Source organism: Streptomyces altiplanensis, from assembly GCF_053591575.1.
Genome location: NZ_JBSFUB010000073.1, coordinates 26,909 through 37,886, shown reverse-complemented (window position 1 = coordinate 37,886; position 10,978 = coordinate 26,909). Strand labels below are relative to the sequence as shown.

Genomic DNA, 10,978 nt, shown 5'->3' with positions numbered 1-10,978 from the left:
GGGGGGGGGGGGGGGGGGCCCCCCGGGGCGGCCCCCCCTCGGGCGCCGGGGGGGCCGGAAGGTCCGGCCCGTCCGGCGGCCGGGGCGGAGGCGTCCGACAGCTCCGCGAGCATCGCGGCCCTGAGGCGCAGGGTGCCGACGAGGCGCTGGAACGCTTCCGACCAGTAGCCGCCCGCCCCGGGTGACGCGTCCTCCTGCTCGTCCGGTGTCGCCGTGAGGATCTCCAGGCGGTCGGCCTCGCCGGGGTCGAGGCAGCGCTCCGCCAGGCCCATGACCCCGCTGAAGCTCCAGGGGTAGCTCCCCGCGTCCCGCGCGATGTCGAGTGCGTCGATCACCGCGCGGCCGAGCGTCTCCGCCCAGGGCACGGTGCACACCCCGAGCAGCTGGAACGCCTCGGAGAGGCCGTGCGCCGCGATGAACGCGGCCACCCACTCGGCCCGCTCGCCGTCCTCCAGGGTGGCCAGCAGCTTCGCGCGTTCGGCGAGGGACGACGTGCCGGGGCCGGTGGCCGGCGGTGTGGACGGCGCGCCGAGCAGGGCGCGGGACCAGGCGGCGTCCCGCTGGCGCACCGCGGCGCGGCACCAGGCGGCGTGCAGCTCGTCCTTCCAGCCGTCGCCCACGGGCAGGGCCACGATCTCCTGCGGCGTACGGCCGCCGAACCGGTGCTGCCAGGCGTGCAACGGCGCGGACTCGACCAGCTGACCCAGCCACCAGGACCGCTCGCCCCGCCCCGCCGGCGGTCTGGGCGACACGCCGTCGCGCTGCATGTCCGCGTCGCATTCGTGCGGGGCCTCCACACAGATGCGCTCGCCGCCGGACGCGCGGCCGGAGCGGTCCAGGCTGACGCAGGTGGTGGCGCGGGCGGCCATCCGGGCGGCCAGCGCGGAACCGGGCAGTGCGGAGAGCAGCTCGGCGGCGGTGGCCCGCACGTTGCGGCTGCGGTCGGACAGGGCCTGCTCCAGGAAGGGCTCGTCCGCGCCCGAGAGGCCGGTGCGCAGGGAGTCCAGGAACATCAGACGGTCCTCGGCGCGCTCGGTGGGCCAGGTGGCGGCGAGCAGCGCGAGCGCGGCGCCCGGATCGTGGGCGCGGACGGCGGCGAGGAGGCCGACGCGCTCCGCGAACAGGCCCTCGTCCCACAGCTGCCGCACGGCCGCCGCGTCCCGGGGGTCGGGCAGCGCGGTGCCGCCCGACGCGCCGCGCAGCGCGAACCGCCAGTCCGGGTTGAACCGGGCCAGCCACAGCCCGCGCGGCCCGGCGAAGGCGAGAGCCTGCGGCCGCAGGTCGGTACGGGCCCGGGCGGCGTCCAGCAGCGCGGGGAGCAGGGCGGGCGGTGCCTGGAAACGGTGCCGGTTCGCGGCGCCGAGCCACTGGGGGAGCAGCTCGGTGAGGTCGGGGGCGGTGCCGCGCCGCCCGCCGGCGGCGGGGGACGGGGACCGGCCGGCCAGCAGCTGGGCGAGCCGGCGGCGGGCGGCCGCGGGCAGCGGGGGGCGCGGATCGTGCGGCGCGGGCCCGGGGCGTGCCGCGGCGCGTGCCGGGAGCAGCCCCGCCCTGCGGCGTACGGTCTGCCGCGCGGCGGCGTCGAGCAGCGCGGCCGGGGCGTCCTTGCCGGGTGCCGCGGCGCCGGGTGGCGGCGTACGGCGGTCGGTGCCCAGCAGCGCGGTGGTGACGAGCTCTTCCCAGGCGGTCGCGGCCGTGGCGTCCGCCGCCGTGCTGGTGGTGTGGCCGGTGTTGACGGTGTGGATGGTCATCGGTCCCTCCGTACGGTCAGGTTTCGACGAGCGGAACGGTTTCCGCCGAGCCGTCGGCCCAGGCCGTCAGCGGAGTGAAGCCGCGGTGGCCGCACTCGCCGAAGACCGTGACGGGGCCGCCGCCCGACAGGGCGACGAGCTTCCACAGCCCGGGGCGGGACAGTGCCGCGGGATCGACGGGCAGGGCCGAATCCGTTTCCGCGTCGGCCAGTTGCCAGGTGTCACCGGAGGGGACCGGTACGACGCGGCCCAGGGTCACCGGCCAGGAGCCGAGCCACGGGTCGTCGCGCAGGGCCCTCCCGTAGGCGCCGACCGCTTCGGCGCTGCCGATGCCGGGCGGCGGGGCGTCGATCGGGACCGGGTGGGCGAACCGTTCGCCCACGTCCGCCCTGAGCTGCCCCCCGCCGGGGTAGTACGTGAGTTCGGCGTCGAGCATCAGACCTGCGGGCAGGGCGACTTCGGGCGCGCGGCCCCCCGCGCCGAAGGACAGCACCAGCGCCGTACGCCCGGACTCCCTGCCGTGCAGCCATATGCGGCGCGTGACCAGCTTGCCGTCGGCGGTGTCGTACTGGGCGAGCACCAGCCAGTGGTCCCGGACCGGCGGGCCCCCGGCGGGCGCGGTGAGGCCGACGCGTGTCCGCACGGTGGCGGCCAGCGGCTCCGGCAGCCGGTCGCGGCCCAGCCAGGCCGCGTCCAGCAGGTGCAGCAGCGCGCACTCCTCCAGCAGCCGCGCGGGCCAGCCGGGCCCGGACGCCGGTATGGCACCCAGCTCCCGCACCCGCGCGGCCAGTCCCGGAGCCTGGGCGTCGACCATGCGGCGGGCCGTCTCCTCCCACAGCCCGTAACCCGTCTGCTCGGCGGTGGCGAGACCGCCGCGCAGCAGGTCGGTCAGGCGCTGCTCCAGCTCCGCGGCCCCCAGGGTGATCCGCTCGGCGCGCTGCTCGGCCCTGCGTTTCACCGCCTCGGATCCGGCCGCCCCGGCGGACGGGCCCGAGGCGCCGTCCGCCCTGCCCCGGTCCCGCTTCTGCCCGGCCTGTCTCCTGCGGGCCTCCACCCACTCCCCGGCCCAGTCCGGCGGCGTCTTTGTGTCCCGCACGGCCGCCTCGTCCGCGGCCCAGAGCAGCAGCAGACCCAGCGCGTGCTTGCACGGAAACTTCCGGCTCGGGCAGCTGCACTTGCAGGCGGGGCCGGCGCCCGTCGTGTCGACCACCGTCCGGTAGGGCGTGCTGCCGCTGCCCTTGCACAGCCCCCACACGGCCCCCGAACCGCTGCTTCCGGCCTCCGACCACGGCCCGGCCGTGCCGAGCCTGCTTCCCGCTCTGCGTGACGCGTCGTCAGGAGCCAAGGCCAGCACCTGTTCCGCAGTCCAGCGCACCCCCTGCTGATTCATGGGGAAGACGCTACGGGCCACCACTGACAATCGGCGTTGACCTGCGAATTCGCGGAACTGGTCGCAATTTGACTTGACTTCGCCTTTGCGATTGGGTGCGATCTCCTTATCTACAGATCCGGGGGGATCACACATGAACCGCATCGTTCGTACCGCTGTCTGCGCCGCCGCCGTCACCGGCCTCACGTTCGGCCTGGGCGCCTGCTCCGAGGTGACCGAAGCCGCCAAGGACGAGGGTGTCGAGCAGGTCGACAAGGCCATCGACGAGAAGTACGAGGTCACGTACGAGGTCACCGGCAAGGCCGTCGAGTCCATCGAGTACGCGGGCGGTGGGGGCTCGGCCATGGACCCGAAGATGGTGTCGGTCAAGAAGCCCGCGCTGCCGTGGAAGAAGACGGTCACGCTGCGCGGCATCATGCCGCCCGCCGTGTCCCCGATCAGCATCACGGACACCGCCGACCTGACCTGCAAGGTCGTCTACAAGGGCAAGACGATCAAGGAGGCGACCGGCGAGAAGGCCCTGCTCGGCTGCATCGCGGTCTCCCCGATCGCGCAGTAACTTCCGCAGGCTGCCCTTTGGGCCCTGACCTGCGGCTACGGCCGGTTGTCAGTGGCGTGGTGCACGGTGGATCCCACATCCGGGAAATCTGGAGGGGGATCCATGACCGTGCCCGAAACCAATGCCGTCGCACGTACGGACACCGGCGAGGCCCTGCGGCCGCACGCCGAGGACGCGTTCGCCGACGAGCTCAAGGCGCTGGCCGCGGCCGACGACCGGCCGCGGCCCGCCAGGTGGCTGCTCTCGCCGTGGGCCGTGGCCACGTACCTGCTCGGCGGGACCCTGCCCGACGGCACGGTGATCACACCCAAGTACGTGGGGCCGCGCCGGATCGTCGAAGTCGCCGTCACCACGCTCGCCACCGACCGGGCACTGCTGCTGCTCGGTGTCCCCGGCACCGCCAAGACCTGGGTGTCCGAGCATCTCGCCGCCGCCGTCAGCGGCGACTCGACCCTGCTCGTGCAGGGCACGGCGGGGACGCCCGAGGAAGCCATCCGCTACGGCTGGAACTACGCCCGGCTGCTCGCGCACGGGCCCAGCCGCGACGCGCTCGTGCCCAGTCCCGTCATGCGGGCCATGGCCGACGGCATGACCGCGCGGGTCGAGGAACTCACCCGCATCCCGGCCGACGTGCAGGACACCCTGATCACGATCCTGTCGGAGAAGACCCTGCCCATCCCCGAGTTGGGACAGGAGCAGCAGGCTGTCCGCGGCTTCAACCTCATCGCCACCGCCAACGACCGCGACCGCGGGGTCAACGACCTCTCCAGCGCGCTGCGCCGCCGGTTCAACACCGTCGTACTGCCGCTGCCCGAGACGGCGGAGGCCGAAGTCGACATCGTGGCGCGGCGCGTCGGCCAGATAGGGCGCTCCCTCGACCTGCCGGCCGCCCCCGACGGCTTCGACGAGATCCGGCGCGTCGTCACCGTCTTCCGCGAGCTGCGCGACGGCGTCACAACCGACGGCCGCACGAAGGTCAAGTCCCCCTCGGGCACGCTGTCCACGGCCGAGGCGATCTCCGTCGTCACCGGCGGCCTGGCCCTCGCCGCGCACTTCGGGGACGGTGTGCTGCGCTCCGGCGACGTGGCGGCCGGCATCCTCGGCGCGGTCGTGCGCGACCCGGCGGCCGACCGCGTCGTCTGGCAGGAGTACCTGGAGACGGTCGTCCGCGAACGGGACGGCTGGAAGGACTTCTACCGCGCCTGCCGGGAGGTCTCGGGATGACGTCCGGCCCGCTGTTGCTGGGCGTGCGCCACCACGGGCCCGGCTCGGCCCGTGCGGTGCGCGGGGCGCTCGACGCCGCGCGGCCCCGGGCCGTACTGATCGAGGGGCCGCCCGAGGGCGATGCCCTGCTGCCGCTCGCGGCCGACGAGGCGATGCGCCCGCCCGTGGCCCTCCTCGCGCACGTCACCGACGACCCGCGGCGGGCCGCGTTCTGGCCGCTGGCCGAGTTCTCCCCCGAGTGGGTCGCGATCCGGTGGGCTCTGGGACACGGCGTGCCGGTCCGCTTCATCGACCTTCCGGCGGCGCACTCCCTGGCACTGGCGGAGGACGAGAGGGAAGGGGCGGGGGAGGGGGACGCGGAGGGCGAGCCGGCGGAGTCCCTCGCCGTCGACCCGGTCGGAGTGCTCGCGGAGGCCGCCGGGTACGACGATCCGGAGCGGTGGTGGGAGGACGTGGTCGAGCACCGCGGGAACGGGGCCGGGGCCGGGGACGGGGACAGCGGCGGGGAAGCCGGTCCGTTCGCGCCGTTCGAGGCGCTCGCCGAGGCCATGGGCGCCCTGCGCGAGACGTACGGAGACGGCGGGCACACCCGCGACCGGATGCGCGAGGCGTACATGAGGCTCCAGCTCCGTTCCGCGCGCAAGGAGTTCGGCGACGGCTTCGCCGTCGTCTGCGGCGCGTGGCACCTGCCGGCACTCGGCGCGAAGGTCTCGACCGTCACCGCCGACCGGGCACTGCTCAAGGGCCTGCCCAAGGTCAAGGCCGAGATGACCTGGGTGCCCTGGACCCACCGCAGGCTGGCCCGGCGCAGCGGGTACGGCGCGGGCATCGAGTCGCCCGGCTGGTACGGGCACCTCTTCGGCGCCCCCGACCGCCCTGTCGAACGCTGGATGACCAAGGTCGCGGGGCTGCTGCGGGACGAGGACCGGATGGTCTCCCCCGCCCACGTCATCGAGGCCGTCCGGCTCGCCGGGACGCTCGCCGCCCTGCGCGGCCGCCCGCTCGCGGGGCTCACCGAAGCGACCGACGCCGTCCGGGCCGTGATGTGCGAGGGCTCCGACGTACCGCTCGCGCTCGTGCACGACAGGCTCGTCGTCGGCGACGTACTCGGCGAGGTCCCGGACACGGCGCCCGCCGTACCGCTGCAACGCGACCTCACCCGGACCCAGCGCAGCCTGCGGCTCAAGCCGGAGCCGCGGGAACGGGAGCTCGAACTCGACCTGCGCAAGGACACCGACGCGGCGCGCAGCCTGCTGCTGCACCGGCTGCGGCTCCTGTCCGTCGGCTGGGGCGAGCCGGCCGCGGCGCGGGGGAGCACGGGGACGTTCCGGGAGACCTGGCGGCTGCGCTGGGAGCCCGAACTCTCGGTACGGGTCGCGGAGGCCGGGGTGTGGGGCACCACGGTGCTCTCCGCGGCCACCGCCAAGGCCGAGTCCCAGGCCGTGTCGGCCACCGTGCTCGCCGACGTCACCGCCCTCGCCGAGCGGTGCCTGCTGGCCGGGCTGCCCGACGCCCTGCCCGTGGTGATGCGGGCCCTCGCCGACCGCGCCGCGCTGGACGCGGACGTCGGCCACCTGGCCCAGGCCCTGCCCGCGCTCGCCCGTTCCCTGCGGTACGGCGATGTGCGCGGCACGGACACGGTCGCGCTGGGCGAGGTCGCGGTGGGTCTCGCCGAGCGGATCTGCGTGGGGCTGCCGCCCGCCTGCACCGGTCTCGACGCGGACGGTGCGGCGGACATGCGCCGCCACCTCGACGCGGTCCACACGGCGATCGGCCTCCTTGCCGGTGCCGGACCGGGCGATCTCGGCAACCTCGGTGACCTGCGCGGACGTTGGGCGTCGGTGCTCCGCACGCTCGCCGGGCGGGACGCCGTCGGCGGGGTGATCCGGGGCCGGGCGGTGCGGCTGCTGCTGGACGACGGGCGGCTCGCGGAGGACGAGGCGGCGCGCCTCATGGGGCTGGCCCTCTCGCCCGGCACCCCGCCGGCCGACGCCGCGGCCTGGATCGAGGGCTTCGTCGGCGGCGCCTCCGGCGGAGGAATGCTCCTCGTGCACGACGAACGGCTCCTCGGTCTCGTGGACACCTGGCTGACCGGTGTGCCGGACGAGGCGTTCACCGACGTACTGCCCCTGCTGCGCCGCACGTTCTCGGCGTACGAGCCGGGAGTGCGGCGCACGCTGGGCGAACTGGTCCGGCGCGGCCCGTCCGCCGCGCGCCCGGCGCGGACGGAGGCCGGTGCGCCCGGCTTCGGCCCCGGACTCGACGCGGAGCGCGCCGACGCCGTGCTGCCGGTGCTGCGGCTCCTGCTGGGCACGGACCACGACGAACCGGCGGGGGAGGCCCGATGAACGTGAGCGCGAGCCTGAGCGGGGACGAGAAGGCGGGAGACGTGAAGGCGGGGGACGTGAAGGCGAACGACGGGAGCGGGGAGCGGCTGCGGCGCTGGCGGCTGGTGCTGGGCGCGGAGGGGGGCGACGGAACCGGGTGTGCGCTCGCCGGACGGGACGCCTCCATGGACGGTGCGCTCGGCGCGCTCTACGGCGGGCGCGACGCCGGCCGCTCCGGCGGCAGTCCGGCCGGCCGCTCGGCCGGGCTCGGTGCCTCCGCGCCGTCCGTGGCGCGCTGGCTCGGCGACATCCGTACGTACTTCCCGAGCTCCGTCGTGCAGGTCATGCAGCGTGACGCCATAGAGCGCCTGGGGCTGTCGGCGCTGCTCCTGGAGCCGGAGATGCTGGAGGCCGTCGAGGCGGACGTCCATCTCGTCGGGACGCTGCTCTCGCTCAACAAGGCGATGCCCGAGACGACCCGGGAAACGGCACGCGTCGTCGTGCGCAAGGTCGTCGAGGACCTGGAGAAGCGCCTCGCGACCCGCACCCGGGCCACGCTCACCGGCGCCCTCGACCGCAGCGCCCGCGTCAGCCGCCCCCGTCACCGGGACATCGACTGGGACCGGACGATCCGGGCCAACCTCAAGAACTACCTCCCCGAGTACGGGACCGTCGTACCCGAACGGCTCGTCGGATACGGGCGGGCGTCGCAGTCCGTGAAGAAGGACGTCGTCCTGTGCATCGACCAGTCGGGGTCGATGGCCGCGTCCGTCGTCTACGCGTCGGTCTTCGGCGCGGTCCTGGCGTCCATGCGCGCGATCAACACCCGTCTCGTCGTCTTCGACACCGCCGTCGTCGACCTCACCGACGAGCTGGACGACCCGGTCGACGTCCTCTTCGGCACCCAGCTGGGCGGAGGTACGGACATCAACCGCGCCCTCGCGTACTGCCAGTCGCAGATCACCCGGCCCGCCGACACCGTGGTCGTCCTCATCAGCGACCTCTACGAGGGCGGCATACGGGACGAGATGCTGAAGCGGGTCGCGGCGATGAAGGCGTCGGGCGTGCAGTTCGTCGCCCTGCTCGCGCTCTCCGACGAAGGCGCCCCCGCCTACGACCGCGAGCACGCGGCGGCCCTGGCGGCCCTCGGCGCCCCTGCCTTCGCCTGTACGCCGGACCTTTTTCCGGAGGTGATGGCCGCGGCGATCGAGAAACGACCGCTACCCATACCGGACATGTCCAGTCATTAGCGGGGGGCGACTTGCGCGACCCCAGGAGGCTCGTGCGAGCATCTGCCGTCGTTCCGTTCCTCTGCGGGCTTCGCGCACTCCTGCGAATCCCTGCAATCCTTGCGACCCCTGCGAACCCTTGCGAAGGCGCCGTTCATCTTGACTGCCGTGGTTGCTCTCCCCATCACCGCCCCGCGCGTACCGCGCCGGGCGGGCCGGAGGCGTGCGCTGCGGGTGGTGCTGTTCCTGGGCGGCCTGCTGGCGCTGGGCTTCTTGTGGGGCGGGCAGGCGCACGCCGTCGAGACACCGCTGCTGCCCCACGACGCCACCGCTGTCGTGGCCCCGGTACTGAAGCCGGAGCTGCCGGAGCCGGTGGTGGGCGAGGCCGCTCAGGCCGTGCGTGAGGCGGCAGAGCCGGTGGCCGAGGCCGTACGGCGCGCCGTCCGGCCGGTCGGTGAGCTGAAGGACCGTGTCACCGGGCATCGGCCGGCCGTGCCCGCGCTGCCGGTGATCGTGGCGCCGGTGCCTGAACTTCCGGTACCGGAATTGCCGGTGCCTGAGCTGCCCGCGTCCGAGGCACCCGGACCCGGGGCACCCGCGTCCGAGGCACCCGGATCCGAAGCACCCGAACCCGAAACACCCGGATCCGAAGTGCCCGCAGCGCCGGGGAAGTCCGCGAACTCCGCGCACCAGGACTCCGGCGACCGGGCGCCGCGGGCCGGGAGCGGACCCGCGGCCCACACTGCGGCCCTGGCCGGCAGCGCAGGGGGCGAGGGCGGTTACCCGTACGCCCCCGACCGGCGTCACGGCGGCACGCCCTGGAGCGCGGACCGTGCCAAGTGCGGGGAGACGCCCGTGCAGGCACCCGCCGGGCCGTGCGGTGACGGCATCCGGCAGGCCGCCGGAGACGGGAGCGCGCCGCGCTCCGGCGATCAGCACGCGGCCGCGTTCACGGACGGCATCCGGTTCGCGCTGGTGCGTGGGGCCACGTTGCCGGCAACGGCCGCGCCGACGTACGACAGGCCGCACGAAATCCTCGAATTCCCCGGCTAGGGCAGACCGTCCCCGCTCAATGACCTGCCGCGCGGGGGCGGGACAGGTCTGCCCGCCATCCGGAAATCTCCGGACAGCCGAATGCATTCGAAGGATCTGACGCAAGCATGAACAAGAACATCCGCCGTTCCATCGCCGTCGCCGCCACCGCCGGCGGTATGTGGGCCCTCGGTACCGCTGCCGCCAGTGCGGCCGAGCTGCCCGTCTCGGTGCCGCTGTCCACCCCGGACGCGGTTTCCGACGCGGTCGAGGACGTCAAGGCCACGGACATCGACGTCGCGGACATCGACGTCGCGGACGTCGACGTCAAGGACGCCGCACACGCCGCACACGCCGCGCACGACGTGCAGCGCGACGTACACCACCACGACGTGCAGGGTGTCGCCGAGCAGGCCCACCAGTACGCCGAGGCCCAGCTGCCGGCGTACGACCTGCCCGCCTCCCCTTCCGTGGCCGAAGCGCCCTCCATAGCCGACGTCCAGGACGAGGTCGACTACCTCTTCGGTCCGCTCTCCGCCTTCGCCTCCGAGACCGAGCAGGCGCCGGCCCGGGCGCAGGGCCACGCCCAGGGTGCGGTCACCGACGCCACCCCGCTCGCCCACGCCGTCGCCCAGGACACCCTGCCGCCCGTCGCCGCTCGCGCCGTGGACGGCGTGCTCCCGGTCGCCGGGCAGGCGGTCGGTGACGTCGGTGGTCTCGCCCAGGGCGCGGTCGGCGACGTGACGCCCTTCGCGCACGGTGTCGTCGGTGACGTGACGCCGTTCGCGGGCGGCGTCGTCTCCGAGGTCCACCCGTTCGTGGGCGGCGTCGTCGGCGCGGTCCAGCCGCTCGTCGACACCGTCGTCGACCACGTCCAGCCGGTCGCGTACGGCGTCGGCGGCAGCGCCCACACCTTCGCGCACGGTGTCGTCGGCGACGTGACGCCGTTCGCGGGCGGTGTCGTGTCCGAGGTCCAGCCGTTCGCGCAGGACCTGTCGGGCACGGTCGCCTCGACCCCGCTCGCCGGAAACGCCGTCTCCGGCGCCCAGGACGCGGTCTCCTCGGTCACGCCGGGGTACGCGTCGTACCTGACCCAGGGCATCTGAGCCCGGCGTCCGACACGCGGTTCGAAGTCCCCCGGGCGGTCCTCATTGGGGTGGGGGCCGCCCGGCCCTGTGTCCGCCACCGTGTCCCGGCGTGTCCGCCGCCGCGCCCGCGGCCCGCCCGCCGAGGGCCCGCCGCCGGTCCGTTGCCAGTCCGCCGCCGGTCTCCGCCGATGGGCCGCACGTGCGACCTGTGACCGGTATCACCGCTCAGGTGTGATCTGCGATTTACGGACCCACGGGTCACGGGGATAACCTGCGAGACGGACATGCCGCGTATCGGACACCGTGTACGCCTCCCTTGTGACAGCGCTGTCACGTTGCCCTCGCGGCACGCCCACGCAGACAAAAAACCGCGATCACAAG

At 74.6% G+C, this 10,978-nt stretch carries 8 protein-coding genes; 6 read left to right on the top strand and 2 right to left on the bottom strand.

What is annotated here, in order from left to right:
- Together ACWD0Y_RS26585 and ACWD0Y_RS26580 are read right to left on the bottom strand one after the other, a co-directional pair.
- The coding region (locus ACWD0Y_RS26585) for a DUF5691 domain-containing protein (RefSeq protein ID WP_450262852.1) at positions 1 to 1,748 on the bottom strand (1,748 nt) is incomplete at its 3' end.
- A 16-nt stretch (positions 1,749 to 1,764) separates the two neighbouring features.
- Entirely contained in the window at positions 1,765 to 3,138 is a 1,374-nt protein-coding gene (locus ACWD0Y_RS26580) for an SWIM zinc finger family protein (RefSeq protein ID WP_450262851.1), read from the bottom strand.
- Positions 3,139 to 3,271: 133 nt separating this feature from the next.
- On the opposite strand from ACWD0Y_RS26580, the gene ACWD0Y_RS26575 reads away from it, so the two are divergent.
- From ACWD0Y_RS26575 to ACWD0Y_RS26550, 6 genes are all read left to right on the top strand, one after another.
- Positions 3,272 to 3,697 carry a hypothetical protein gene (locus ACWD0Y_RS26575; protein ID WP_450262850.1) on the top strand — a complete coding sequence of 142 codons (426 nt, stop codon included), beginning with the start codon at positions 3,272 to 3,274 and terminating at the stop codon, positions 3,695 to 3,697.
- Positions 3,698 to 3,799: 102 nt separating this feature from the next.
- Positions 3,800 to 4,921, top strand: a complete 1,122-nt coding sequence (locus ACWD0Y_RS26570; protein WP_450262849.1) for an ATP-binding protein — start codon at positions 3,800 to 3,802, stop codon at positions 4,919 to 4,921.
- Entirely contained in the window at positions 4,918 to 7,269 is a 2,352-nt protein-coding gene (locus ACWD0Y_RS26565) for a DUF5682 family protein (protein ID WP_450262848.1), read from the top strand. The genes ACWD0Y_RS26570 and ACWD0Y_RS26565 overlap by 4 nt, the downstream gene beginning before the upstream one ends.
- Entirely contained in the window at positions 7,266 to 8,498 is a 1,233-nt protein-coding gene (locus tag ACWD0Y_RS26560; protein ID WP_450262847.1) for a VWA domain-containing protein, read from the top strand. The genes ACWD0Y_RS26565 and ACWD0Y_RS26560 overlap by 4 nt, the downstream gene beginning before the upstream one ends.
- 147 nt (positions 8,499 to 8,645) lie before the next feature.
- Positions 8,646 to 9,530 carry a hypothetical protein gene (locus tag ACWD0Y_RS26555; protein ID WP_450262846.1) on the top strand — a complete coding sequence of 295 codons (885 nt, stop codon included), beginning with the start codon at positions 8,646 to 8,648 and terminating at the stop codon, positions 9,528 to 9,530.
- Between the two features lie 107 nt (positions 9,531 to 9,637).
- Positions 9,638 to 10,615, top strand: a complete 978-nt coding sequence (locus tag ACWD0Y_RS26550) for a hypothetical protein (protein WP_450262845.1) — start codon at positions 9,638 to 9,640, stop codon at positions 10,613 to 10,615.
- Positions 10,616 to 10,978: the final 363 nt, after the last annotated feature.

Coding starts and splice junctions, on each gene's coding strand:
- ACWD0Y_RS26580 (WP_450262851.1), bottom strand. CDS start 3,138: ATGAATCAGCAGGGGGTGCGCTGGACTGCGGAACAGGTGCTGGCCTTG.
- ACWD0Y_RS26575 (WP_450262850.1), top strand. CDS start 3,272: ATGAACCGCATCGTTCGTACCGCTGTCTGCGCCGCCGCCGTCACCGGC.
- ACWD0Y_RS26570 (WP_450262849.1), top strand. CDS start 3,800: ATGACCGTGCCCGAAACCAATGCCGTCGCACGTACGGACACCGGCGAG.
- ACWD0Y_RS26565 (WP_450262848.1), top strand. CDS start 4,918: ATGACGTCCGGCCCGCTGTTGCTGGGCGTGCGCCACCACGGGCCCGGC.
- ACWD0Y_RS26560 (WP_450262847.1), top strand. CDS start 7,266: ATGAACGTGAGCGCGAGCCTGAGCGGGGACGAGAAGGCGGGAGACGTG.
- ACWD0Y_RS26550 (WP_450262845.1), top strand. CDS start 9,638: ATGAACAAGAACATCCGCCGTTCCATCGCCGTCGCCGCCACCGCCGGC.